The sequence below is a fragment of the Streptococcus sp. HMSC071H03 genome, from assembly GCF_001813035.1.
GTDB lineage: Bacteria > Bacillota > Bacilli > Lactobacillales > Streptococcaceae > Streptococcus > Streptococcus anginosus.
On sequence record NZ_KV811172.1, the window covers coordinates 1 to 466 of the forward strand.

4 tRNA genes are annotated in these 466 nt (G+C 46.8%); all 4 read left to right on the forward strand.

Features of this window, described 5'->3' with window-relative positions:
• Positions 1 to 62 precede the first annotated feature (62 nt).
• Positions 63 to 136, forward strand: a tRNA-Arg gene (locus HMPREF2887_RS09570).
• A gap of 41 nt (positions 137 to 177) precedes the next feature.
• Positions 178 to 251, forward strand: a tRNA-Pro gene (locus HMPREF2887_RS09575).
• A 6-nt stretch (positions 252 to 257) separates the two neighbouring features.
• A tRNA-Met gene (locus HMPREF2887_RS09580) sits at positions 258 to 331 on the forward strand.
• Between the two features lie 14 nt (positions 332 to 345).
• Positions 346 to 419 (forward strand) — tRNA-Ile (locus HMPREF2887_RS09585).
• Positions 420 to 466 lie beyond the last annotated feature (47 nt).

Below are 466 nucleotides of genomic sequence, written 5' to 3' on the forward strand. Positions count from 1 at the left end.
TGCATAAAGAGATTTGACTTTTTTTGTATTTGTGATATAATGATTTTATATTCATAGAAAGAGCACCCTTAGCTCAACTGGATAGAGTACCTGACTACGAATCAGGCGGTTAGAGGTTCGACTCCTCTAGGGTGCATAGAAAAGAAGTCTCCTAGGACTTCATTTTTTCTATCCATACGGGAAGTAGCTCAGCTTGGTAGAGTACTTGGTTTGGGACCAAGGTGTCGCAGGTTCGAATCCTGTCTTCCCGATACTATGGCGGTGTAGCTCAGCTGGCTAGAGCGTCCGGTTCATACCCGGGAGGTCGGGGGTTCGATCCCCTTCGCCGCTATAATTGATCTTGTTGGACCTTTAGCTCAGCTGGTTAGAGCTCTCGGCTCATAACCGAGTGGTCGTAGGTTCAAGTCCTACAAGGTCCATTTTGTTATATTGTGGAGGATTACCCAAGTTCGGCTGAAGGGAACGG